The organism is Motilibacter aurantiacus (genome assembly GCF_011250645.1).
Taxonomy (GTDB): Bacteria; Actinomycetota; Actinomycetes; order Motilibacterales; family Motilibacteraceae; genus Motilibacter_A; species Motilibacter_A aurantiacus.
In genome coordinates this window covers 35,512-56,770 of the sequence record NZ_JAANNO010000005.1, presented here as the reverse complement: position 1 = coordinate 56,770, position 21,259 = coordinate 35,512, and the positions used below count along the sequence as shown (strand labels likewise).

Sequence of the window (21,259 nt, the reverse complement as noted above, 5' to 3'; positions counted from 1 at the left end):
AGCGGGCGGTTGCACGTCGTACCGGCCGCAACCGCCTGGCCCCGACGGAGCGGCTCAGGCGAGCCCGCCCACGAGCCGCTCGAGGAACGCCCGTTCCGGCAGCCGCCCCTGGGCGCACCCGGTGGCGGACGACACGGTCACGACCACCGGCCGGCCCGCGAGCACCCGCTCGAAGGCCACGGACTCCTGCCCGCCGCTCCACGTTCGCCAGACGCGTACGGGCTCGCCGGCGACCTCCAGCCGACCGGCCGGCGCCCAGGCGGAGCGCCGGAAGCTCGGAAGGGCCTGCCCTGCCGCCTGGGTCACGGTGAGGCTGCTCGGGCAAGGGCCGGCCGTCGCCCAGGTCCGCGACAGCCCCAGTGCCGTCGCGCCGTCGCAGACCGGAGCCTCGCGGGCCAGGGCGTACCCGGCGGGAAGCCGGCCGGGCTGCAGCTGCCGCTCCCCGCGGTAGACGCACAGCCGGTGGCCGTCCTTCTCGTCGCGCACGCCCCGGTCGCCGAGCGGCTGGTCGAGGGGCACGGCGACCGTCCTGAACAGCCCGACGTCGTCGCAGTCCCGGCCGGTCTGCTCCGCGACGACGCGGACGGTGACGACGCGGCCCTCGCCGGCCTGCGTCGACACCGCCCCGTCGCAGCTGCCGCCGGTGTAGTGCAGGAGCAGGCCCTCGGGAGTGATCAGGGCGGCCGTCACGTCGGCGGTGCGGTCGGCGGTGGACGTGCAGCTCGTCAGGGCGGCAGTCACGATCGCGCACGCCGTGAGGGCGAGCCGGCGCCCGGGACGGGTCGCTGCTCGCCCTTCCATGCGGCGGACGGTACCGGCCCGCTGGCAGGTCGCGGGGGAAGGGTCGGCGGGCGGCTGGGAAGCTCTCAGCGCGCCGGCACCCTGTCGGGCGTTCCCGTGTCGTCGTGCGGCGGCCTGCGGGCTGGTGCGTCGTGGGGCCTCGGGCGCACCCGGCCCGGGCCAGCGAGGACCGGCAGTGACCGGCCGGGAGACGCTCGTCCACCGCGGCTTGGCTCCCGCAGTCCCCATCGGCGAACTACTCCTCGCCCGTCCGCTGCCGCAGCGCACGCAGCCGCGACCGCACCCCCGCCGGCGTCAGGAACAGTGCCTGCGCGATCTCGTTCTCGGAGTCGCCGCGCTGCGCGAGCGCGAGGATCTCCCGCTCCAGCCGGGTGAGCGCGTGGGCGGTGGCGCGCGGCGGCACCGGCGCGCCGATCGACGCGAGCGCCTGCTCGGCCCGGCCGCGCAGCCGCAGGGCCGAGCAGCCGTCGGCGACGCGTACGCAGGCGAGAAGGTTCTCGACCGCCCGGTCCGGCTCCGTGCTGAGCAGCGCGCTCCCCAGGGCGAGGAGCGCCTTGCCGTGCTCGAGCCGTGCGGGCGAGGGCCGCAGCACCGTGACCGCCTCCGTCAGGGCGACCGGGTCGGCGGCCAGCTCGCCGGCCAGCCGCAGGGACGCGCCGACGACGCTCGCCGAGCCCCACCGGCGCGCGAGCCCGAGCTCGACGCGGGCCAGCTCCAGTGCCTCCGCCTCCCGCCCCAGCCCGGCGAGGGCCCGGGCGCAGAGCGACCGCCACGGCGCCCAGCCCGGGTTCTCCACGTACGCCGCCGGGCGCGCGCCTCGCTCGGCGGCCTCCAGCGCGGCGGCGAAGCGCCCCCGCTCCAGCAGCAGCTCGGCGCGGGCCGACGCGAGCACGCGGACGCCGTCGCCCGCGACCGGCAGGTCGCGCTCCACGAAGGACTGCGCGCCGGCCGGGTCCCCCTGCTCGAGCCGGGCCATGGCCAGCCACCCGAGGGTGTAGGAGATCCCGACGCCCGACGTGGGCGCCCACGACAACGTCTGCTCCAGGGCGGTCCGCAGGTGGGCCTCGGCCTCGGGCAGGTCGCCCTGGCGGAGCAGGGAGTAGCCGCGCCACAGCGACACGGTCAGCGCGGTGAACAGCGACCCCCGCTCGTACGCGCTGCGCAGCGTCGACTCCCACATGCTGCCCGCCTCGTCCCGGTCGGCCAGCGCCAGCGTGACGAGCGCGCCGACCCACACCAGCCCGTTGTCGACCTGCTGCAGCCGGCCGTCGGCAAGGGCGTGCTCCGCGGCGTCGGCGCACTCCCCGGCCGGGAAGCAGCGCAGGGTGCGCTCCCACGTGGTGATCGCCTCGAGCATGCGCGCACCCGGGCCGTCGCCCTCGACCGCCGGCGGGTCGAGCAGCGCCCACTCGGCCGGGTCGAGCTCGTGCACCGACCCGCCCGCCCGCTCGAGGGCGACGAGCGCCTGCCGCTCGTCGGCCAGCTCCGGCGGCAGCTCCGCCGCGGCGCGTCGGGCGAAGGCGCTCACCTCCCCGAGCGCGCCGACGAAGAACAGCGACCAGGCGAGCTCACGTGCGGCGAGGGCGCGCTCGTGGGCGTCGGTGAGCAGGTCGTACGCCTCCCGCAGGTGCGCGGCGGCGGCGAGCCCGTCCCAGGAGGTCTCCAGCCGGCCGAGCTCCAGGAGCACCTGGGCGCGGCGGCCCGCCGGAGGCGGCTCCTGCAGGGCCCGGCGCAGGTACGTCGAGGCGGCGTCCGGCGCGCCGCGGCTCCCCGCACCGGCCCCCGCCCGCAGCAGCACCTCCAGCGCCCACGGGTCGGCCCGGCCCGGGACGTGGAGCAGATGGGCCGCCACCTGCTCGTCGGAGGCGCCGACCGCCTCCAGCGCCCGGGCCGCCCGCTCGTGGTGCAGCTCGCGCTCGCCGGGCGGCAGGTCGCCGTAGACCGCGTCGCGCACCAGCGGGTGGACGAAGCCCAGCGGCGGCTCGGCGCGCAGGATCTCGGTCCGGGCCAGGGCGGCGGCGGCGGCCGCGGTCTCGGCCTCGGGCAGGCCGGCGAGCGCGGCGACCGCCGGCAGGGCGGCGCCGTCCCCGAGCACGGCCAGCGCCCGCGCGACGGCGAGCGCCGCGCCCGGCTGCCGCGCGAGCCGGAGCAGCACCATGCTCGACACGGCGCGCGACCCGATCGCGCGCACGACGTCGGCGTGGGCGGCGTCGGGGCGTACGCCGTCGGCCTCGAGCGCCCCGAGCAGCTGGCGCAGGAGCAGCGGGTTGCCTGACGTCGTCTGGTGGCAGACCGCGCAGAACGCGTCGTCGGCGTCCGGCGAGAGCCGCTGGCGGACCAGGTCGCGGGTGCCGGAGGCGGTGAGGGCGCGGGGGCGTACGGCGGTGGCGGCGGCGTCCCCGGTGAGCTCGCCGAGCAGTGCGTGCTCGGCGTGGCGCTCCCCCGTTCGCAGGGTGCCGACGAGCAGGAGCGGCAGCCCCTCCAGCCGGCGGGCGAGGTAGGCGAGGAAGCGCAGCGAGCCCGCGTCGCACCACTGCAGGTCGTCGATCGCGAGCACGACGGGGGAGTCCGCGGTCAGGTTGACCGTCAGCCAGTAGAGGCCGTGCAGCGCCGCGAAGGACGCGTCGGCGGTGACCGGGCCGGTCCCGCCCAGCCCGTCGAAGACCGTGCCGGCGGTCGCCGCCGCCCCGGCGAGCGCCCTCCCGCGGACGGCCGGGTCGGCCAGCCGGCCCTCGAACAGCTGGCGGGCCACCCCGAACGCGAACTCGCGCTCGAGCTCGCTGCCCCGGGCCAGCAGGACGCAGGCCCCTCGGTCAGCGGCCCGCCGCCGGGCCTCGGTGAGCAGCCGGGTCTTGCCGATGCCGGCCGGGCCTTCGAGGACCACCAGCCGGCCCGCACCGTCGAGCACGTCGTCCAGCGCCGCGTCGAGCAGGGCCAGCTCGCGCCCCCGCTCGATGAGCTGCTCGCGCGGGGAGGCGGACCGGCGGGCGCTCCCGGGCAGCTGGCCCGGCGGCCAAGACGCCACCGGGGCCACGGGCTCGCGGGACGGCGGCCGGCCGGGCGCGGCGAGCCCCGGCGACTGGGCCAGCACCTCCGCCTCCAGCGCCCGCAGCGCCGGCCCCGGGTCGACGCCGAGCTCCTCGGCCAGCACGGCGCGGGCCCGCCGCAGCGCGGCGAGGGCGTCGGCCTGCCGGCTCGCCCGGTAGAGCGCGAGGACGAGCAGCCGCCACCGCTCCTCGCGCAGCGGCTCCTCGGTCACTAGCGCCTCGAGCTCGGGCACGAGGAGCGCCGCCTCGCCCGCGTGCAGCCGGGCCGCGGCCAGCTGCTCGCGCGCCACCGAGCGCAGCTCGGCCAGCCGCGCGGCCTCGCCGTCCGCCCACGGCTCCCCGGCGTACTCGGCCAGCGCCGGCCCGCGCCACAGCCGCAGCGCCTCCTCCAGCCGGCCGGCCGCCAGCTCGGGCCCGGTGTCGACGAGGGCCGTGCCCTCGCGGATCAGCCGCTCCAGCCGCCAGGCGTCGACGGCGTCCGGCGGCAGGCGCAGGGCGTAGCCGGGCGGTGAGCTGACGAGGACCGCGTCGGGGTCGCGCGGGGAGCGGCCGGGCTGCAGCTGCCGGCGCAGGTGCGAGACGTACGCCTGCAGCCCGCCCGCCGCGCTCGGCGGGGGCTCGTGGCCCCAGACCAGCGCGATCATGCGCTCGGCCGGCACGACCCCGCCACGGGCGAGCGCGAGCAGGGCGAGCACGGCCCGCTGCCGGCGCCCCCCGAGGTCCAGCTCCTCGCCGCCGCGGGTCGCCCCCACGCCGCCGAGCAGCCGCAGGGACACCGGAGCGACGGGCTCCTTCTCGTCCACGTCCACCTCGCCTCCCGTGCGGCGGCCGGGCGGCAGCATAGAGCGCGAGACGGGCCGCCGGTGGGCGTTCGTACCTGCGAAGGCGGCTTCCGGCGACGTGCTCGGGGGACGGGTCAGCGCCGGCGCAGGCGCTGCTCCACCGCGCGCGAGCGCTGCTGGGCGGCCTCGCGCTGCTTGCGCAGCCGGAGCTCGACCTCCGAGGCGTTCGCGGACCGCTCGACCTCCCGGTCGACCAGGTCCAGGGCCTTCTGCAGCGGGAAGAGCCCGTCCTTGCGCAGCACGACGCGGTTCTGCAGCCCGTCCCGGCGCTGCACGATCTCGACGGAGTACGACCCCGGCCCCTCCCGGTCGGTGTACCAGAGCGTGGCGACGTAGCGCCGGCCCGCACTGCCGAAGCCGATCTGGACGCTGCCGGTCCAGAGGCCGCGCTCGTACGCGGAGTCGAAGCGCTTCGCCTCGGCCAGGAGCCCCTCGCGGGGCCCGTGCGCCTGCAGCTTCAGCCGCTTGCGGCCGAGGTTCCACTTCATCGGCTGACCCCTTCTGCCTGGTCGCTGCCTCGCCCGGACAGCCCGGCCGCCTACTGCATCGGCAGCCGGGGCCGCCCGCTTAACGCTGCGCGGGTGCCGGTCGCCACAGCAGGCGCGAGCGGGCCCGGCGCACGGCGCGCAGCAGCGCGGGGGCGCCCAGCACCGCGGCGAGGTCGAACCAGCCGTAGCCCCCGGCCGCGCCGCTCGGCGGGTTGCCGATCGGGACCAGCCCGGTCGGGTCGTACGGCTGCCAGGCCCAGACGTGCAGGGCGGTCCCGAGCACCTCGAGGTAGGTCACGACGACGAAGGCGCCGACGTAGAGCAGGGCCGAGCGCCCCCAGCGCAGGAAGCCCAGCAGGCAGCACAGCCAGAACGCGCCCAGCACGTCGAGCCGGCCGGGCCCCACCAGCCCCCAGACGGCGTACGCCGTGCCGGCCACCGCGGTCGCCGTGACGAGCGGGCGGGCACGGGCCCGGGCCTGCGGGCTGCGCCCGATGGCGAGCGCGGCGAGGTAGACCAGCCCGTGCCCGGGCGGGACGAACCACGGCACGCCGGGCAGCCGGTAGAGGTAGACCTCGAGCAGCGGGGAGAAGGTGTACTCCACCGCTGTCGCAAAGGCCACGACGATGGCGGTCTGGGCCCGCACCAGCGGGGCCTCGCGGGCGAGCAGCCCCAGCAGCAGCGCCCAGGTCGCGCCACCGAGCAGGCGTTGCTGGCCGAGCGTCGCCCCCCGGTCGAGCAGCAGCACGGCGGTGACCCAGACGAGCACGACGCCCGCGACGGCGAGGTCGGCCCGCCCGCCGCGCCCGGTGTCAGGGAGCGGACGCACGCAGGTACGCGATCGTGCGCGGCACGAGCTCGTGCGCCCGGTGGCTGTCCCGGGACAGCTCGACGGTGACGAGCCGGTCGTAGCCCGCGGCATCCAGGGCGGCGAGCACGGCCGGGACGTCCATGTCGCCCTCGCCCCAGGCCAGGTGCTCGTGCACCCCGCGCCGCATGTCCTCGACGGCCACGGTGCCGAGCTGGCTCGCGTAGCGCCGAACCGCCTCCTGCGGCGACAGGGACCCGGTCACCAGGCAGTGCCCCGTGTCCAGCGCCAGCCGCAGCGGCGGCAGCCCGGGGTCGAGGGCGTCGCGCAGCCGCTCCCACTCGCCGGCGTGCTCGACCAGCATGCCGGGCTCGGGCTCGAACGACAGCGGGACGCCGCGCCCCGCCGCGTGGCGCGCGACCCGGCCCACGCCCTCGACGAGCCAGTCCCAGGCGGCCGTGCGGTCCACCCCCGGCTTCGGCACCCCGGCCCAGAAGGACACCGTCTCCGCGCCGAGCACGGCCGCCAGGTCGACGGCGCGCTCGAGGAACTCGGCCCGGCGGGCCCGCCCCGCGGGGTCCGCGGTCACGAAGGTGGGCTCGTGCTTGTCGCGCGGGTCGAGCAGGAACCGGGCGCCGGTCTCGACCATGACCGCCAGGCCCAGCCCGTCGAGCCGGGCGCGCAGCGTGCGGGCGGCGTCCTCGGCGTCGGGGGCGAGCGGGTCCAGGTGGTGGTGGTCCAGGGTGAGGGCCACCCCGTCGTACCCGGTGTCCGCGAGCAGTCGGAGGGCGTCGTCGAGCCGGTGGTGGGCGAGGCCGTTGGTGTTGTACGCGAAGCGAAGGGGCACCCGCCGAAGGATGCCGTAGCCGGCGGCCCGACCGCACGCTAGCGGGCGGTCGCCTCCGCGCCCTCGCGCGGCGGCGACGCGGCCGGGGCGTACCGCGCGGACGGCTGCATCCACGACTCGAGGCGGGCCGTGAGGACCAGCGCGAGCACGGCGAGGACCGGGAGCAGGAGGGCGAGCAGAGCCATGAGGAGACCTCGGCGACGGCGGTGACACGGACGGGGCGAGCCCCGCGCGAGAAGGTGCCCGTCCGGGCCCGGCCGGAAACGGGACGGGCGGTCAGGCGGGCAGCACGCCCCACGACCCGAGCGCCGCCAGCAGCCCGGGGACGAGGGGGAGCGCGCGCAGCGAAGCGCCGTCGACGTACCGCGCCTCCCGCGCGTCGCCACCCGCGAGGAGGGAGCCGCCTACCGGGGTGCAGGCGAAGTCCCGGACGCGGAAGAGCACGCCGGCCCCGGGGACGTCCACCTCGCCGAGCAGCCGTCCGACGCGCACGGTGAGCCCGGTCTCCTCGGCCACTTCGCGGGCGACGGCCTCCTCGTCGGCCTCGCCGGGCTCGACCTTGCCGCCGGGGACCGACCAGAGACCCGCGGAGGGGGCGTGCGCCCGCTGCACGACGAGCAGTCGCCCGTCGGGCCCGGTGACGACCCCGCCGACGGCGGGCACGACGGCGAGGCTCCCCATCGTTGCACCGTAGGGGGCGAAGTTGACGGGACTGCGCGCGGCGGAGGAGCGTGATCTGTCATGAAAGGCGAGCCTTCGTGCCCGCGCTGCGGCGGTGCCGTCCAGCCTCCCGGCCTCTGGTCGAGCGGCTGGGCCTGCTCGTTGCACGGCGCGGTGCTTCCTCAGCAGCCGGTCGTCCAGCCCACCGTCGAGGTGGTCGCCGACGTGGTCCGGCGTTCCCGCGTGCCGGTCTGGCTGCCCTGGCCGTTGCCGCATGCATGGGTCGTGACCGGCGTGTCCTGGGCCGGGGACGACCGGACGGGCGCGCGAGCCGTCGCCGTGTCCGCGAGCGGCCCCGCGCCGCTCGGGGGCATGGGCGAGTTGCTGCTCGTGGCCGAGGAGCCCGGGCTCGGCCTGGGCGCGCGCTACGCCGGGATGCCCGGGCCCGACCCCGGGTCGCTGCCGGACGGCCGGCCGGCGGCCAAGGTCGACGCCGCCGGGCACCCGACCGCGCTCTGGTGCGTCTCGGGTGACGAGCGGTGCGCGGCGTACGTCGGTGAGGCGCTCGGCCACTGGCTCTACGTCCTGCTCTGGCCGGAGAGCGCGGGCGCGCTGCTGCTCGAGGGGCTCCGGCTGGCCGACGCCCGCGACCTCGGCCACGAGATCGAGCTGCTCCCCGTCGGCGCGCTCACGCCCCGGCTCGCGGCCGCGCCCGTGACGAGCGCGGGCCCGGGGCCACGGGGCTAGTGGGGGAGGGGCCGCGGGGCGGCGGCCCTAGGCTTGCCGGTCGATGCGGATCGACCTGCACGCCCACACGCGCGCCTCCGACGGGACCGAGACCCCTGCCGAGCTCGTCCGTGCCGCGGCGGCGGCCGGGCTGGACGTCGTCGCGATCACCGACCACGACACGACGCTCGGCTGGGCGGAGGCCGCGGCGGCGCTGCCACCGGGCCTCGCGCTCGTCCGCGGCGCCGAGATCTCCTGCCGCTACCGCGACGTCAGCCTGCACCTGCTCGGCTACCTGTTCGACCCCTCCGGCCCCGCGTTGGCCGACGCCCTCGCCGTGGTGCGCGACAGCCGCGTGCCGCGCACCAAGGCCATCGTCGACCGGCTCCGGTCCGCCGGCGTGGACGTGACCTGGGCCGAGGTGCTCGACCGCGTCGAGGAGGGCGCGACCGTGGGGCGCCCGCACATCGCCGACGCGCTCGTCGCGAAGGGGGTCGTGGCGGACCGCGGGGAGGCCTTCCGCGAGTGGCTGCACAGCCGCAGCGAGTTCTACGTGCGGCACGAGGCGCTCGACCCGCTCGTCGCCATCCGCGCCGTGCGCGCCGCCGGGGGAGTGCCCGTCCTGGCCCACCCGTTCGCCCGGCACCGGGGCAAGGTGCTGGACGACTCGGCGGTCGTCGCGATGGCGTCCGCCGGGCTGGCCGGGCTCGAGGTCCACCACCGCGACCACTCGGCGGCCGACATCCGCCGGCTGCTCGGCCTGGCGGCCGAGCTGGGCCTCGTCGTGACGGGGTCGAGCGACTACCACGGCCGGGGGAAGGCCAACCGGCTCGGCGAGCACCTGACGGCGCCCGCCGCGCTGGAGGAACTGGCCGCACAGGCCACCGGCGACATCGGAGTGCTCCGTGGGTAGCGAGTGGAGGTTCTTCGGCGAGGTCTTCGTGACGCTCTTCGTGATCGTCGACCCGCCCGGCACGATCCCGCTCTTCCTCAGCCTCACGAGCGGGCGCTCACCGGCCGTCCGCCGTCGCACCGCGTGGCAGGCGGCCTCCGTCGCGCTGCTGGTCATCACGGCGTTCGCGCTGTTCGGCCAGCAGCTGCTGGACTACCTCGGAATCACACTTCCTGCACTGCAGTGCGCCGGTGGGCTGCTGCTGCTCCTCGTCGCGCTGCAGCTGCTCACGGGCCAGGAGAGCGAGACGGTCGCCTCGCGCGACGTCAACGTCGCCCTGGTGCCGCTGGGGACACCGTTGCTGGCCGGGCCGGGCGCCATCGTGGCCACGATGGTGTTCGTCCGCCGGGTCGACGACACGGCGGACGCCGTGGCCCTGGCCGCGGGCGTGGTCGCGGTGCACTTCGTGCTCTGGCTGACGATGCGCTACTCGCTCGTCATCATCCGGGTGATCCGGGAGAGCGGCGTCGTGCTCGTCAGCCGCATCGCGGGCCTGCTGCTGTCGGCCATCGCCGTGCAGCTGGTCGCGGACGCGGTGCGCGCGTTCGTCACCGAGGTCGCCTGACCGGCTCTCAGCGCAGCTCGAGGTCGGGACAGGCCCGCGCGAGGGCGCTCGCGAACGCGACGACGACGGGGGTGTCCATCCAGTGCACCGTCTCGGCGGGGCCGGAGGAGTCGACCATGCGGCCGTGCACCTGCAGGCCGCCCTGTGACCACTCCACGGGCGGCTGGACCTGCGCGCAGCGGCCGACGGTGAGGTCGACGACCAGCTGGCCGCCCTCGGTCGCCGTCAGCCCGACCGGCAGCAGGCTCACCGGCCGCAGCCGTACGCCACCGATCTGCGTCGAGATGCCCTCCACGTACGCAGCGTCGGCGTCCTGCCCGGGGCTCAGCGGGTTGATGTCGAGGACGAGCCGGGTGGTGCGCGCGTCCAGCCGCTCGGTGGCGGCGACGCTCAGCCCGGTGTACGCCTCCTGGAAGCTCGCCCCCCCGCAGCGCAGGCCCCAGCCGCCGATCAGCTCGTTGCTCGGCACCTGCGCCTCCTGATCGGTCCCGTCCGCGGTCCGGACCCGCACGACCACCTCGTCGACGAGGCCCCTCCCGTCGCACCCGGGGGCGGGGATCGTCAGCTGCGCGCGCCCCCGGGCGCCGGGCTCGATGCGCGGGACACGGATCCGCGGCTTGCCGAGAGCCTCCAGCCCGTCCCCGGGGCGGACGTCGAGCAGGGTCACCGGCCGCGGCCCGGCGTTGTGGAGCTCGACCTCGACGTCGAGGCTCCGGCCGGGCCGCTCCCCGGCGGGGACGGCCCCGACGACGACGAGGCTCACTGCCGAGTCGGCGGCCCGCTCGGCCGCAGCGTCGTGGCGGGCGGCCTGGGCCCACGCGCCGGCCCCCGCCCCCACGGCGGCCGCCAGCAGGACCGCGAGCCAGCCGCGTGCCGGGTGCCCCCGCCCTGAGCGCCCCGGCTGCTCGGCGGGGGCCGTCCCGTCGTCGGGCGGCTCGCCGTCCGGGGTGAGCCGGACCTCCTCGGGCTCCTCGGCCCCCCGCGTCCGCGGCGCGACCCAGCGCTCGCCGTCGGCCCCGGACGCGAGCAGCTCACGCACAACGGCAGCCTAGGCGCCGGAGCGGGCGAGGGGAACGGCCGCGCGGGCCGCGATGGCCCTGTCCGGACACGGCCCTTGTCGTTCGCGGGGGAGGGCCCCTACCGTCGTCGAGCAACGCGCCGGCCGGTGGCTCTGGACCGTTCCAGCACGTGCCGCGGCGCCTCCCCGTCGTGCGCTGCCGAAGGAGCCGCGCCGTACGGACGTCCACCCGCCCACCGTTCCTGGGAGTCGACGATGCCTACCCGCCGGAAGTCCTGACGGGTGCCGCCGGAGGCGCCTGCCTGCTGCTCACCACCGATCTCGCGCTCACCGCGCCGGCGGCTGCCGCGCCGGCCCCGCTGCCCCGTGCGTCGGGGGCCGGCGAGGCCGCCTCCTTCGCCCGCAGCCTCGAGAGCAGGTACGTCGACCCTGACCGGGTCTGCAGCACCGACGTGCGCTGGTGGCTGGGCGAGGCGGCGCATGCTGACGCCGCTCAGGGAGTGGCTGAACTCCGTCGGGATCGAGACCCGGGCACAGATCTCCTACGGGGTCGCCGTCGAGACCTCCGAGCCCATCATGGCGGTCGACCATCCGGAGGCGGAGAACTTCAACCAGTACGACCAGGTCGTCATCTTCCGACTGTGGACCGGTGGCGCCAAGCTGGAGAGCAACGTCCTGTCCACGGAGACGGGAGCCCAGGTCCCGCCGTTCGGCGAGCGCCAGTCGGACCTGCGTGACGCCTATGCCGCCTACGCGGAGGTGTGGGTCAACGGACGCAAGGTCGGCGGCCGCGTCAGCACCAACCCCACGAAGGTGCGCCGGGACGTGGGCGGGGTCGGCAAGCCGACGATCCGACGATCGACGACGGCACCGGGCGGCAGGTGCCGCTCGTGGGCAAGGACCTCTGGACCGGCGGCATCAGCTGGACCGAGCCGGTCGCCGACATCAGCGACCACCTGGTCGACGGCGTGAACGACATCGTGCTGGAGTACAGCTCCTCGCTGTCCAACGTCCAGCTCGACCGCGGGGTCGTCACACCCACCGCGCACCTGCGCGGCTGGTGGAAGAACACCCAGGACTACCGGTCCCACGGCCCGCGGCAGGCGCGCACCGTGCCGTTCGTGCAGCTGGAGTACCGCGAGAGCTGGGCCTCGGCGCTGCAGGAGATCGGCGGCCTGCTCGCGGCGTACGTCACCGACGGGACCATCAGCGACCGCACCGCCGGCAACCTGCGCGAGCGGCTCGACCGGGCGGTCGTCGCAGCGCAGGCCGGGCGGGAGGCCCCGGCGCTGGGCTACCTGCAGCAGTTCGTGGCCCGCATGGAGAACCAGGTCAAGGGCGACGCCGCCGACCTCGCGGCACGCGCGGCCCTGGTCGCCGCCGCCCGGGCGGTGCTGCGCGGGCTGCAGGCGCTGGACGACAGCGAGGGCTGGGCCCGGCCCGCTCTCGGGCGCGGGTGCCGGCGCTCGCCGGTGCCCGCCGCGCGCGGGCGGCTCTAGGCTCTCGCCCAGTGCTCCAGCAGCGCGGCGGCGGTCGCCTCGGGCGCCTCGTAGTTGGGGGAGTGGCCCACTCCGGGCAAGGAGACGTACGCCGCCCCCAGCCGCTGCGCCATCTGCGCCTGCACGGCCGGCGGCCACGCGTCGTCGCGGTCGCCGTTGAGGACGAGCACCGGGACCCCGGCCCCGGCCAGCCGGGACTGCAGCTCCCCGACCCGGTCCGGAGCCTCGAGCAGGGTCACGGCGATGCGCACCAGGCTCTCGGGGCTGGTGCCCATCCAGCGCGCGCGGAGGAACTCCTGGGCCTCCGGCGCCTCGGGCGGCACGCCGGCGGCCAGCTCGCGGGCGCGCTTGACGTCCCAGGCGACGTCCATGGGGATGGTCGGCAGGGAGGACCGGACGAGGCGCAGGTCGGCCGTCCGCGGCCCCTCGGGCACCGCGCCGGGCCCGGTGGCCAGCAGGGTGAGGCTGCGCAGCCGCTCGGGCGCCGCGATCGCCGCCGCCTGGACGACGAGCCCGCCGAAGGAGTGGCCGAGCAGGTGGACGCCGCGCTCGTCCAGCGCGCCTGCCGCGGCGAGGACGTCGCCGGCGAGGGCCGGGACGTCGTACCCCTCCGGGCGCTCCGCGCGCGGGGACTCGTGCTGGCCGCGCTGGTCGACCGCCACCGCGCGGTATCCGCCGGCGGCGAGCAAGGGCAGCAGCGCGAGGAAGTCCTCCTTGGAGCCCGTGTAGCCGGGCACCAGCAGGGCCGTGCCCCGCGGCTCGCCCGGCGGCAGGGCCTCCAGACCCGCGAGCGCGTCCGCCCCGACCGGGACGTCGAGCGGGCGGACGCCGGCGGGAAGGACGACGGGGCGGGTCGGGCTCACCGGGGGAGCGTACGCAAGGGCAGCGCGTGCAGCGCCACGTCCCCGAGCTCGCCGTCGCGCACCTCGGCGGTCATGTAGGTGCAGGCCGGCTGGCGGCGCCGGTCGGTGGGGGACCCGGGGTTGAGCAGCCGCAGGCCGCGCGGCGTCGTGGTGTCCCAGGGGATGTGGCTGTGCCCGAACACCAGGACGTCGACGTCGGGGTAGGCCTGCTCCATGCGGGCCTCGCGCCCCGCCGACTGCCCGGTCTCGTGGACGACCGCGAAGCGCACGCCCTCCAGCTCGACGCGCGCGCCCTCGGGCAGCCGGGCGCGCAGGGCCGGGCCGTCGTTGTTGCCGACGACGGCGACCAGGCGGCGCGCCCGCTCCTCGAGGGCGTCGAGGAGCGGCACGTCCACCCAGTCGCCGGCGTGGAGCACCACGTCGGCGGCCTCGACCTGCTCCCACACCTGGGCCGGCAGGTCGCGCGCCCGCTTGGGCACGTGGGTGTCGGCGAGCAGGAGCAGGCGAAGCACGGGACGGGCTACTCGGCGGGCTGGAGCGGCGCCTCGGGCGTACCCTCGGCAGCGGCCTCGGTCGAGGAGCCGCGTCCGCGGCCGCCACGGCGGCGGCGGCGGGCGGGAGCGGCCGCGTCGCCCTCGGCGGAGTCGGCGGCCTCGAACGCCGGCAGGTCAGGGGCGACGACCGCGTCGGACGAGGCGCCCACGGCGGCGGCCTCTCCGGCCTGCTCCGCGCCCTCGGCGAGCGGGGACCCGCCGCGGGTACGCCGGCGCTCGCGCTTGCGCACGGTCTGCCGCTCGCGCGGCTCGGCCTCGGCCTGCTCCTTGTCACCGGAGCGCCCCTTGGCCGCCCCGGCCTTGCGCTGCCGGCCGGTCTCGCCGAGGTCCTCGACCTCCTCGGCCGCGAGCCCGGCGCGCGTGCGCTCGGCCCGTGGCAGGACGCCCTTGGTCCCCTCCGGGATGTCGAGCAGCGCGTAGAGGTGCTCGGAGGAGGAGTAGGTCTCGACCGGCTCGTAGAAGGACAGCTGCAGGGCCTTGTTGATGACCTGCCAGCGGGTGACGTCGCCCCAGTCGACCAGCGTCACCGCGATGCCGGTGTTGCCCGCCCGGCCGGTGCGGCCGACGCGGTGCAGGTAGGTCTTCTCGTCGTCCGGGCACTCGTAGTTGACGACGTGGGTGACGCCCTCCACGTCGATGCCTCGCGCGGCGACGTCGGTGGCCACGAGAACGTCGACCTTGCCACTGCGGAACGCGCGCAGCGCCTGCTCGCGGGCGCCCTGGCCGAGGTCGCCGTGGACGGCCGCGGCGGCGAAGCCGCGGTCGGCCAGCTCGTCGGAGACCTTCGCGGCGGCGCGCTTGGTGCGGCAGAAGATCATCGCGAGCCCGCGCCCGCGCGACTGCAGCACCCGGGCGAGCAGCTCGATCTTGTCCATCGAGTGCGCACGGAAGACGTGCTGCTCGATGTTCGCGACCGTCGCGTCCTCGTCGTTGGGGTCGATCGCGTTGATGTGGGTCGGCTGGGTCATGTACTGCCGGGCCATCGACACCACGGCGCCCGGCATGGTGGCCGAGAAGAGCATCGTCTGCCGGCCGGCCGGCGTCTGGGCCAGGATGCGCTCCACGTCCGGCAGGAAGCCGAGGTCGAGCATCTCGTCGGCCTCGTCGAGCACCAGGACCCGCACGTGCTTGAGGTCGAGGTGGCGCTGCTGGGCGAGGTCGAGCAGGCGGCCGGGGGTGCCGACGACGACGTCGACGCCCTTCCTGAGCGCCTCGAGCTGTGGCTCGTACGCCCGCCCGCCGTAGACGGTCAGGACGCGCACGCCGCGGCGGGCGCCGGCGAGGTCGAGGTCCTTGGCGACCTGGACGGCGAGCTCGCGGGTCGGGACCACGACGAGCGCCTGCGGCTTGCCGGGAGCCTCGGGCTGGGCCCCGGTCAGCTCGGTGTCGCCGGGGGCGACCACGCGCTGCAGGAGGGGGACGCCGAAGCCGAGCGTCTTGCCCGTGCCGGTCTTGGCCTGGCCGATGATGTCGGCACCGGAGAGCGCGACGGGGAGCGTCATCTCCTGGATCGGGAAGGCCTCGACGATGCCGACGGCCTCGAGCGCGTCGGCGGTCTGGGGGAGTGCCCCCAGCTCTCTGAAGCTGGTCAGGATGTGCCTCTCAGGGCTCTGGCGGGGCGCACTCGCGCTCGACGCCAGGCGAGTCCTCGCGTCGGGGTGCGCACTGCGGTCGGTGTGGGGGCCGATCGGGGCACCGACCGGGCTATCCCGCTACGTCGGTCCCATGGTACCCGGGTATGCCGGCGCGCCGTCGGGCGAAGCGTCGACGGCGCGTGCTGAGAGGCAGAGCGACGGCCGGGAGCCCGCCACCCGGGCGCTGTGCGCCCCGGTGGCGGGCTCCCGGCCAGGCCTGCTGACCGCGCTCCCCGCGTGGCGCGGGGAGGCGGGCGGAGGCGTCAGATCGCGCCGAAGCCCACCCGGCGGACCTCGGGCTCGCCGATCTCGACGTACGCGAGCTTCTCCACCGGCACCACGAGGCGGCGGCCGCGCTCGTCGACGAGGGTGAGAACGCCGCCGTTGGCCAGCGCGTCCGACACCGCGGCCGCGACCTCCTCGCCGCTCTGCTTGCTCTCGATGACGAGCTCGCGCGGCGCCTGCTGCACCCCGACCTTGACCTCCACGACGACTCCTTCTGTGTGGCTGGACGGCAGCCGCAGGCTACCCCGCAGGCGAGGCCGTCCCCGCCCGCGTTCACTGCCCGCGAATCACCGGGCCGCCGGCCCGGGGAGGCGGCCCGGGGAGGCGGGCGCCGGTCAGGCCGCGGAGGCATAGCCGGCGGCGTCGCGGGCGACGAGGTCGGCGTACCGCCCGCCGAGGGCGAGCAGCTGCTCGTGGGTGCCACGCTCGACGACCCGCCCCCGGTCGAGGACGACGATCTGGTCGGCGTCCCGGACGGTGGAGAGCCGGTGGGCGATGGTGATCGTGGTGCGCTCGGCCGCGACCTGCTCCAGGGCCTCGGTCATCAGCCGCTCGGTCCGGGTGTCCAGAGCGCTGGTGGCCTCGTCGAGCAGCAGCACCGGCGGGTTGCGCAGCACGGTGCGGGCCAGGGCGATGCGCTGCTTCTCCCCGCCGGAGAACCGGTAGCCGCGCTCGCCGACCACCGTGTCGTAGCCCTGCGGCAGGGCGGCGATGAGGTCGTGCACCTGGGCGGTCCGTGCCGCCGCGACGAGCTCCTCGTCGCTCGCGTCCGGCTTGGCGAAGCGCAGGTTCTCCGCGATCGTCGCGTGGAGGAGGTACGTCTCCTGGCTCACCACCCCGACCGTGTCGGCGAGCGAGCGCGCGGTCAGGTCACGGACGTCGACGCCGTCTATGGTGATGCTGCCGGAGCCGACGTCGTAGAGCCGGGTGAGCAGGTAGCCCAGCGTGGTCTTGCCCGAGCCGGTCGCGCCGACCACGGCGAGGGTGGTGCCGGCGGGCACCTCGATGTCGACGTCCCGGAGCACGTCCGGCCCGGAGTCCGAATACGCGAATCTCACATTGGTGAAGCGCACATCGCCACGAGGCGCCGTCAGGGTTCGGGCGCCCGCGCGCTCGGTGATCTCGACGGGGGTGTCGAGGTACTCGAACACCCGGGAGAACAGCGCCAGCGAGCTGTGCATGCGCACGACGAGCCGCAGCAGCATGGCCAGCGGTCGGAAGAGCTGCCCCTGCAGGGCGACGAGCGCGACCAGGGTGCCGATCGAGAGGTCGGTGCCGCCCTGGCGCAGGTGCCCGCCGACGAGGTACGTCACGGCGGGCAGCGCTGCCATCGACAGCGTGATGAGCGACCACTGCCACTGCCCGGCCAGCTCGGACCGGGCCTCGAGATCCGCGATCTCCTTGGAGCTCCTGCGGAAGCGCTCGACGAGGTCCTCGGAGCGGCCGGTCGTGCGCGAGAGCAGGATCCCCGAGACCGAGAGCGACTCCTGCACGGTGGAGGTCATGTCGGCGAGCCGGCGCTGGCGCTCGGCCGTGATGGCGCGGCGCATGCGGCCGATCCGCCGGTTCATCCACAGCGAGAACGGCAGGATCGCGAACGACAGCAGCGCGAGCCGCCAGTCGAGGGCGAGCATCGCCACCGACGTCATGACCACGATCGCGAAGCTGGACACGAAGTCGGTCCCGGTCGTCGTCACCACCGACTCCATGCCGCCGATGTCGTTGGCGATCCGGGACTGCACCTCGCCGGTGCGGGTCCGGGAGAAGAACGCGAGCGACATGCGCTGCAGGTGGGCGTAGACGTCCACGCGCAGCCGGTGCATCACCGCCTGGCCCACGCGGGTGGCGATGAGCGTCTGCACGACGTCGAGCGCGTTGGTGACGACGACGGTGGCCACGAGCGCGCCGGTCAGCGCCGCGAGCAGGCCCATGTCCTGGCGGGGCAGGGCCACGTCGACGATCTCGCGCAGCAGGAACGGCGTGGCCAGGCCGACCGCCGAGCTGATCAGGATGAGCAGGAGCACGCCGGCCAGCGGCAGGCGGTGGGGGAGGAAGAGGGCGAGGATGCGCCGGCCTTCGCGGGGCGCCTCCTTCTCCAGGGACGTCGGGGGCACGGGCAGCTCCGGGAGCCGAGGGGTCGAACCATAGTGAGGCTACCTCATAATGAGGTACCCTCGCTGTTCATTCCCCGCGACCGGAGGAGGAGCGATGGCGGGCACCGACCCGGTGGCGTACGAGATCGCCGAGACCATGCGCGCCCTGCAGTGGCGGCTGCGGCGCTCCGCCGGGGCCGAGGTCGAGGACCTCGGCATCACCCCGGCGCAGGCGCGCGCGCTGCGTACGGTCGCCCGCTTCGCCGAGCCCCCGTCCATGGGCGCGCTCGCCGAGCGGCTGCACATCGGGCCCCGGTCGGCCACCGATCTGGTCGACCCGCTCGAGCAGTCCGGCCTCCTCCGGCGCGAGCAGGACCCCGCGAACCGGCGCAGCTACCGCGTGCACGTCACCCCCGAGGGCGAGCGGGTCCACGGCCAGCTGCGCCGGCGGGCGCACGAGTCGGCCGTCCGGGCGTTCGGCGTGCTGGGCGAGGACGAGCGGGCAACGCTGCTGGCGCTGCTGCGCCGCGTGGTGGACGCCTTGCCCGCGGCCGACTGCCCCGCGCCGGGCACGGGTCAGCGGTAGTCGTCCTCGTCGAAGGCGACCACCTGGCCCTGCTCGGCCAGGTCGGCCTCCGTGGCCTCGGCGAGGCTCGTGACCGGCATGGCGGGCCCGGTGTCGCGGTCGTCGAGCTCGGTGGCCTGCTCCAGCGCGTCGGCCTCGTTCGCCTCGGGGTCGGCGGCGCTTTCGGCGGGGCCGCCGGCAGGGGTGTCGCCGTCGGCCCCGAAGGCGTCGCCGGGCAGGTCGGTGTCGGTCATCTGGCACTCCTCGGGCTCGGTCGTGCGTCGTTCGCCGCGGTGTGTCCGGGCGGAAGCCGCCCTTCGGTGTCCCGCGTACCCACTCGGGCTGGGACCATGGGCGCAGTGCCCGCCCCGGGGCCCCGGGAATCCCCGGCGCCGAGGGTGGCGTTGCGCAGAACAACGGAAGGAGAACGCTGTGCCCCTGCCTCCACTCGTCGAGCCGGCGGACGAGCTCACGATCGACGAGGTGCGCCGCTACTCGCGTCACCTGATCATCCCTGACGTGGGCATGGTCGGACAGAAGCGCCTGAAGAACGCGAAGGTCCTCGTCGTCGGCGCGGGCGGCCTCGGCAGCCCGGCACTGCTCTACCTCGCCGCGGCGGGCGTGGGCACGCTCGGCATCGTCGACTTCGACACCGTCGACGAGTCCAACCTCCAGCGCCAGGTCATCCATGGCCAGTCCGACATCGGCAAGCCCAAGGCCCTCTCGGCCCAGGAGTCGGTCGCCGAGGTCAACCCCTACGTCAACGTGGTCCTGCACGAGGAGCGCCTCGACGAGGACAACGTGCTGCGCATCTTCGAGCCGTACGACCTCATCCTCGACGGCACGGACAACTTCGCCACGCGCTACCTCGTCAACGACGCGGCGGTGCTGCTCGGCAAGCCCTACGTCTGGGGCTCGATCTACCGCTTCGAGGGCCAGGTCAGCGTCTTCTGGGCCGAGCACGGCCCGCAGTACCGCGACCTCTACCCCGAGCCCCCGCCCCCCGGCATGGTGCCCTCCTGCGCCGAGGGCGGCGTGCTGGGCGTGCTCTGCGCGTCCATCGGCTCGATCATGGTGACCGAGGCGATCAAGCTCATCACCGGCATCGGCGAGCCGCTGCTCGGCCGGCTGATGGTCTACGACGCACTCGAGATGTCCTACCGCACGCTCAAGCTGCGCAAGGACCCCAACGGCGAGCCGATCACCGGCCTGCTGGGGGACTACGAGGCGTTCTGCGGCGCGGTGTCCGAGGAGGCCTCCGAGGCCGTCAAGGGCTCGACGATCTCGGTCTCCCAGCTCGAGCAGTGGATCAAGGAGCGCGACAACGGCGAGCGCGACTTCGTCATCGTCGACGTCCGCGAGCCCAACGAGTACGAGATCAACCGCATCCCGACCTCGGTGCTGATCCCCAAGGGCGAGTTCCTCAACGGGTCCGCCCTCGAGAAGCTGCCGCAGGACAAGCAGGTCGTCCTGCACTGCAAGACCGGCATCCGCTCCGCCGAGACGCTGGCGATCCTCAAGGGCGCCGGCTTCGCCGACGCGGTCCACGTCGGTGGCGGCGTCTCCGCCTGGGTCAACCAGATCGACCCGAGCCAGCCCGCGTACTGAGCTCTCCCCGTGCGGCAGGAGGCCGCCCGCGCACCAGCGCGGGCGGCCTCCGTGCCGTCCGGGGTGCTGCGGTGTGTTGTCCCGGGTGGCGGCCGGGGCTACACGTCGGTGTTGCGCATCCCCATGTTGTCCTCGTTGAGGAACGAGCCGGGGTCGTCGTCGGACACCCCGGTGCCCTGCACGCGGTCGCGCACGGACTCCTGCGAGTCGTACAGCGACTCGTCGTTCTCCTCGGTCGCGGCCTGCGGGTCGGGGGTGACGGGCGGTTCGGGGAACGGTGTCTCGCTCATGGGCGGGCTCCTACCCACGCCCGGGCGCGACGCACGCTCAGGTGCCGCGTACCGCCGGGTCGTCCGGTGTGAGGTCGGCCGCAGGCCTCGCGTCGCCGAAGGCAGCGCCCTCGACGTCGACGCCGGCATCGACGCCGGCATCGACGCGGCCATCGACACGGCCATCGACGCGGCCATCGACGCGGCCATCGACGCCTCCGACGTCGGTACGCGCCGCGCCTCCCGCCGCACGCTCCACGTCGGCGCCGCCCTGGCCGGCGGAGCCCTCCACCTCGTCGGTCCGGGGCACGTCGTCGAACGGGGTCTCGGTCACCTCGCTCACCTACCCCCGATCGGCCGCCTACGCTCCTGCTGGTGGTCCCGACGCCGTACGCCGAGCGCGTCCTCCGGGTGGTCGAGAGCATCCCGCGGGGGCAGGTCGCGACGTACGGCGACATCGCCGAGCTCCTGGGCGAGGGCGGGCCGCGCGGGGTGGGCCGGGTGATGTCCGAGTGGGGCGGCGGTGTCGCCTGGTGGCGCGTCGTCCGTGCGGGCGGCCTGCCGGCCCCCGGCCACGAGGAGCAGGCCCTGCGCCGGCTGGCGGAGGACGGCGTGCCGCTGCGGGGGCAGCGGGTGGACCTGGCTCGGTGTCGATGGGTGCCCGAGGGGCCGGACGTTAATGCCTTGCGCGGCCCGGACTGACGGTCCTACCGTTCTCTGCGTGATCCTCTGACGTTCGTACGCGCCCACGCCCGCGGCTCAGTGCCCGGTGGGCTGCCGTCCCGCCTGGTCGCGGTGAGACGACGTCCTGTCCTGCCGAGCGGCCCTTGCGTGCCGAGCGCAGGGTCGACCTGCCCGCAGTGGCCCTCTCGCCGTGCCCAGCCGTCCCGAGACCGTCCTTCCGGAGGCTGACATGCGAAACGTGTTCCCCTACATCTCCCTCGACCCCCAGCGCACGAACGACCGCAGCGGGATCCCCGCGACGCCACCCGCGGCGCAGCGGTCGCGCGGCAAGGGGCCCGTGCCCCCGCGGCACCTGCAGGGCCGCCAGGGCAAGGGGTCGGCGGCGTTCCAGTACCGCCGGCACTGAAGGAGCCGCCCCGAGCGGGCCGGCACCGCACGGCGCTGCCGCGGG

General features: G+C 75.9%; 25 protein-coding genes. 9 read left to right on the top strand and 16 right to left on the bottom strand.

Annotation, left to right across the window (positions count from 1 at the left end; all coding sequences use genetic code 11):
* Positions 1-54: 54 nt before the first annotated feature.
* From G9H72_RS10540 to G9H72_RS10510, 7 genes are all read right to left on the bottom strand, one after another.
* The gene (locus G9H72_RS10540) at positions 55-801 is read right to left on the bottom strand and encodes a hypothetical protein (RefSeq protein ID WP_166170729.1); all 747 of its coding nucleotides are present in this window, start codon (positions 799-801) and stop codon (positions 55-57) included.
* A gap of 235 nt (positions 802-1,036) precedes the next feature.
* Positions 1,037-4,651 carry a BTAD domain-containing putative transcriptional regulator gene (locus tag G9H72_RS10535; RefSeq protein WP_166170727.1) on the bottom strand — a complete coding sequence of 1,205 codons (3,615 nt, stop codon included), beginning with the start codon at positions 4,649-4,651 and terminating at the stop codon, positions 1,037-1,039.
* A gap of 113 nt (positions 4,652-4,764) precedes the next feature.
* Positions 4,765-5,178: a hypothetical protein gene (locus G9H72_RS10530; protein ID WP_166170725.1), complete on the bottom strand. Its 414-nt coding sequence runs from the start codon at positions 5,176-5,178 to the stop codon at positions 4,765-4,767.
* 79 nt (positions 5,179-5,257) lie between these two features.
* On the bottom strand, positions 5,258-6,007 hold the full coding sequence (locus G9H72_RS10525; protein WP_166170722.1) for a hypothetical protein: 750 nt from the start codon (positions 6,005-6,007) through the stop codon (positions 5,258-5,260).
* Positions 5,991-6,833, bottom strand: a complete 843-nt coding sequence (locus G9H72_RS10520) for a sugar phosphate isomerase/epimerase family protein (protein WP_166170719.1) — start codon at positions 6,831-6,833, stop codon at positions 5,991-5,993. The genes G9H72_RS10525 and G9H72_RS10520 overlap by 17 nt, the downstream gene beginning before the upstream one ends.
* A 38-nt stretch (positions 6,834-6,871) precedes the next feature.
* Complete coding sequence (locus G9H72_RS10515; protein ID WP_166170717.1) at positions 6,872-7,018, bottom strand: hypothetical protein; 147 nt, start codon at positions 7,016-7,018, stop codon at positions 6,872-6,874.
* A 91-nt stretch (positions 7,019-7,109) separates the two neighbouring features.
* Positions 7,110-7,514 (bottom strand): NUDIX domain-containing protein, encoded by a 405-nt coding sequence (locus G9H72_RS10510; RefSeq protein WP_166170715.1) that lies wholly within the window; start codon positions 7,512-7,514, stop codon positions 7,110-7,112.
* Between the two features lie 60 nt (positions 7,515-7,574).
* On the opposite strand from G9H72_RS10510, the gene G9H72_RS10505 reads away from it, so the two are divergent.
* Genes G9H72_RS10505 through G9H72_RS10495 form a run of 3 tightly spaced genes read left to right on the top strand, consistent with a single transcriptional unit; the run spans position 7,575 to position 9,736 of the window.
* Positions 7,575-8,240: a DUF6758 family protein gene (locus G9H72_RS10505; RefSeq protein WP_166170713.1), complete on the top strand. Its 666-nt coding sequence runs from the start codon at positions 7,575-7,577 to the stop codon at positions 8,238-8,240.
* Positions 8,241-8,283: 43 nt separating this feature from the next.
* Positions 8,284-9,132 carry a PHP domain-containing protein gene (locus G9H72_RS10500; RefSeq protein ID WP_166170711.1) on the top strand — a complete coding sequence of 283 codons (849 nt, stop codon included), beginning with the start codon at positions 8,284-8,286 and terminating at the stop codon, positions 9,130-9,132.
* Positions 9,125-9,736 (top strand): MarC family protein, encoded by a 612-nt coding sequence (locus tag G9H72_RS10495; RefSeq protein ID WP_166170709.1) that lies wholly within the window; start codon positions 9,125-9,127, stop codon positions 9,734-9,736. Before G9H72_RS10500 ends, G9H72_RS10495 begins: the two co-directional genes overlap by 8 nt.
* Before the next feature lie 7 nt (positions 9,737-9,743).
* Here the strand turns inward: G9H72_RS10495 and G9H72_RS10490 are convergent, their stop codons facing one another.
* The gene (locus G9H72_RS10490) at positions 9,744-10,775 is read right to left on the bottom strand and encodes a hypothetical protein (RefSeq protein ID WP_166170707.1); all 1,032 of its coding nucleotides are present in this window, start codon (positions 10,773-10,775) and stop codon (positions 9,744-9,746) included.
* A 459-nt stretch (positions 10,776-11,234) separates the two neighbouring features.
* Between G9H72_RS10490 and G9H72_RS20960 the strand changes: the two genes are divergently transcribed.
* Entirely contained in the window at positions 11,235-11,726 is a 492-nt protein-coding gene (locus tag G9H72_RS20960; protein WP_196791066.1) for a hypothetical protein, read from the top strand.
* Positions 11,645-12,253, top strand: a complete 609-nt coding sequence (locus G9H72_RS10480) for an FIMAH domain-containing protein (RefSeq protein WP_166170705.1) — start codon at positions 11,645-11,647, stop codon at positions 12,251-12,253. Before G9H72_RS20960 ends, G9H72_RS10480 begins: the two co-directional genes overlap by 82 nt.
* Here G9H72_RS10480 and G9H72_RS10475 read toward each other — a convergent pair.
* The 5 genes from G9H72_RS10475 to G9H72_RS10455 all read right to left on the bottom strand — a co-directional run bounded on the left by G9H72_RS10475 (position 12,250) and on the right by G9H72_RS10455 (position 17,703).
* On the bottom strand, positions 12,250-13,116 hold the full coding sequence (locus G9H72_RS10475; RefSeq protein WP_166170703.1) for an alpha/beta fold hydrolase: 867 nt from the start codon (positions 13,114-13,116) through the stop codon (positions 12,250-12,252). The genes G9H72_RS10480 and G9H72_RS10475 overlap by 4 nt on opposite strands.
* A complete protein-coding gene (locus tag G9H72_RS10470) occupies positions 13,113-13,628 on the bottom strand; it encodes a metallophosphoesterase family protein (protein ID WP_166170701.1) in 516 nt (171 codons plus the stop codon). Before G9H72_RS10470 ends, G9H72_RS10475 begins: the two co-directional genes overlap by 4 nt.
* 8 nt (positions 13,629-13,636) lie before the next feature.
* On the bottom strand, positions 13,637-15,172 hold the full coding sequence (locus tag G9H72_RS10465) for a DEAD/DEAH box helicase (RefSeq protein WP_166170699.1): 1,536 nt from the start codon (positions 15,170-15,172) through the stop codon (positions 13,637-13,639).
* Between the two features lie 395 nt (positions 15,173-15,567).
* Positions 15,568-15,792 carry a DUF3107 domain-containing protein gene (locus tag G9H72_RS10460; RefSeq protein ID WP_166170697.1) on the bottom strand — a complete coding sequence of 75 codons (225 nt, stop codon included), beginning with the start codon at positions 15,790-15,792 and terminating at the stop codon, positions 15,568-15,570.
* Between the two features lie 132 nt (positions 15,793-15,924).
* Positions 15,925-17,703 (bottom strand): ABC transporter ATP-binding protein, encoded by a 1,779-nt coding sequence (locus G9H72_RS10455; protein ID WP_331272175.1) that lies wholly within the window; start codon positions 17,701-17,703, stop codon positions 15,925-15,927.
* 94 nt (positions 17,704-17,797) lie between these two features.
* Here G9H72_RS10455 and G9H72_RS10450 point away from each other — a divergent pair, with 94 nt between their 5' ends.
* Positions 17,798-18,268: a MarR family winged helix-turn-helix transcriptional regulator gene (locus G9H72_RS10450; protein WP_166170695.1), complete on the top strand. Its 471-nt coding sequence runs from the start codon at positions 17,798-17,800 to the stop codon at positions 18,266-18,268.
* On the opposite strand, the gene G9H72_RS10445 is transcribed toward G9H72_RS10450, so the two are convergent.
* Positions 18,259-18,501 (bottom strand): hypothetical protein, encoded by a 243-nt coding sequence (locus G9H72_RS10445; RefSeq protein WP_231126794.1) that lies wholly within the window; start codon positions 18,499-18,501, stop codon positions 18,259-18,261. The two genes, G9H72_RS10450 and G9H72_RS10445, sit on opposite strands and share 10 nt — an antisense overlap.
* Positions 18,502-18,679: 178 nt before the next feature.
* On the opposite strand from G9H72_RS10445, the gene moeZ reads away from it, so the two are divergent.
* A complete protein-coding gene (gene moeZ / locus G9H72_RS10440) occupies positions 18,680-19,855 on the top strand; it encodes an adenylyltransferase/sulfurtransferase MoeZ (RefSeq protein ID WP_166170693.1) in 1,176 nt (391 codons plus the stop codon).
* Between the two features lie 98 nt (positions 19,856-19,953).
* Here the strand turns inward: moeZ and G9H72_RS10435 are convergent, their stop codons facing one another.
* Both G9H72_RS10435 and G9H72_RS10430 read right to left on the bottom strand, forming a co-directional pair.
* A complete protein-coding gene (locus G9H72_RS10435; RefSeq protein WP_166170673.1) occupies positions 19,954-20,145 on the bottom strand; it encodes a hypothetical protein in 192 nt (63 codons plus the stop codon).
* Between the two features lie 37 nt (positions 20,146-20,182).
* Entirely contained in the window at positions 20,183-20,458 is a 276-nt protein-coding gene (locus G9H72_RS10430) for a hypothetical protein (protein WP_166170671.1), read from the bottom strand.
* 38 nt (positions 20,459-20,496) lie between these two features.
* On the opposite strand from G9H72_RS10430, the gene G9H72_RS10425 reads away from it, so the two are divergent.
* Together G9H72_RS10425 and G9H72_RS10420 are read left to right on the top strand one after the other, a co-directional pair.
* Positions 20,497-20,826 carry an MGMT family protein gene (locus tag G9H72_RS10425; RefSeq protein WP_166171183.1) on the top strand — a complete coding sequence of 110 codons (330 nt, stop codon included), beginning with the start codon at positions 20,497-20,499 and terminating at the stop codon, positions 20,824-20,826.
* 211 nt (positions 20,827-21,037) lie between these two features.
* Positions 21,038-21,214 carry a hypothetical protein gene (locus G9H72_RS10420; protein WP_166170669.1) on the top strand — a complete coding sequence of 59 codons (177 nt, stop codon included), beginning with the start codon at positions 21,038-21,040 and terminating at the stop codon, positions 21,212-21,214.
* The last annotated feature ends 45 nt before the right edge of the window (positions 21,215-21,259 follow it).

Excerpts from the sequence above, each read along its gene's own strand:
- G9H72_RS10540 (WP_166170729.1), bottom strand. The coding sequence starts at position 801 with ATGGAAGGGCGAGCAGCGACCCGTCCCGGGCGCCGGCTCGCCCTCACG.
- G9H72_RS10530 (WP_166170725.1), bottom strand. The coding sequence starts at position 5,178 with ATGAAGTGGAACCTCGGCCGCAAGCGGCTGAAGCTGCAGGCGCACGGG.
- G9H72_RS10515 (WP_166170717.1), bottom strand. The coding sequence starts at position 7,018 with ATGGCTCTGCTCGCCCTCCTGCTCCCGGTCCTCGCCGTGCTCGCGCTG.
- G9H72_RS10510 (WP_166170715.1), bottom strand. The coding sequence starts at position 7,514 with ATGGGGAGCCTCGCCGTCGTGCCCGCCGTCGGCGGGGTCGTCACCGGG.
- G9H72_RS10505 (WP_166170713.1), top strand. The coding sequence starts at position 7,575 with ATGAAAGGCGAGCCTTCGTGCCCGCGCTGCGGCGGTGCCGTCCAGCCT.
- G9H72_RS10500 (WP_166170711.1), top strand. The coding sequence starts at position 8,284 with ATGCGGATCGACCTGCACGCCCACACGCGCGCCTCCGACGGGACCGAG.
- G9H72_RS20960 (WP_196791066.1), top strand. The coding sequence starts at position 11,235 with ATGCTGACGCCGCTCAGGGAGTGGCTGAACTCCGTCGGGATCGAGACC.
- G9H72_RS10465 (WP_166170699.1), bottom strand. The coding sequence starts at position 15,172 with ATGACGCTCCCCGTCGCGCTCTCCGGTGCCGACATCATCGGCCAGGCC.
- G9H72_RS10450 (WP_166170695.1), top strand. The coding sequence starts at position 17,798 with ATGGCGGGCACCGACCCGGTGGCGTACGAGATCGCCGAGACCATGCGC.
- G9H72_RS10445 (WP_231126794.1), bottom strand. The coding sequence starts at position 18,501 with ATGACCGACACCGACCTGCCCGGCGACGCCTTCGGGGCCGACGGCGAC.
- G9H72_RS10435 (WP_166170673.1), bottom strand. The coding sequence starts at position 20,145 with ATGAGCGAGACACCGTTCCCCGAACCGCCCGTCACCCCCGACCCGCAG.
- G9H72_RS10420 (WP_166170669.1), top strand. The coding sequence starts at position 21,038 with ATGCGAAACGTGTTCCCCTACATCTCCCTCGACCCCCAGCGCACGAAC.